The following is a 573-nucleotide window of genomic DNA, read 5'->3' as shown; positions in this document are numbered from 1 at the left end:
GCACTCGAGAATGCCCTCCCGACTGGATTGACCGGATGGCCGCCGTCAACGACGACCCGTCCACCATTCTCGACGACGAGATCCACGTTCTCCACGTGCCGGTCCGCGACAGCCTGGCGGCAATCGCCGGCTTCCCGAATGGGTACTTCAGCGTCGACTGGGACACGTTCCAGAACTACACCGTCACTCGTCATCTCGCCGACGCCTACGGCTATCGTCCACTTGGTATCGGTGCGTCCTGGATTGGATTCGAACGGGATACGCCGTTGTCCCTGCTGAAGGCGAACGAGCTCATCGAGGAGCTGAAGCCCATCTACCGCAGTATTGACGCGCCCGGATGGACTCGCCTCGAGGACACCCTGACTCGCAGGCGGACGCTCTTCCTCGGCTACACCGAGAACTTCGCCGACTGAGAAAGCGGTGGGTCTCGTCCAGCTCCGGGGTCCGTGGCGGTCGACACCGCAGCGCTCATTGCTACCCGTCTTGCATGCGTGTCGGGGTCGGGTGGGCTTTGCCGGACGGGCTGCTGGTTTCACTCGCAGGCCGTGAACCCGTTGGCGAGTTGGCGCAGCC

At 63.7% G+C, this 573-nt stretch carries 1 pseudogene; it reads left to right on the top strand.

The window, feature by feature from the left end:
- Positions 1–413 (top strand): annotated as a pseudogene (locus AC1DQC_RS20095) (hypothetical protein); the annotation flags it as partial.
- Between the last annotated feature and the right edge of the window lie 160 nt (positions 414–573).

The sequence above is a fragment of the Cellulomonas sp. P4_H12 genome (assembly GCF_056400905.1).
This window is presented reverse-complemented; position numbering and strand designations above follow the sequence as displayed.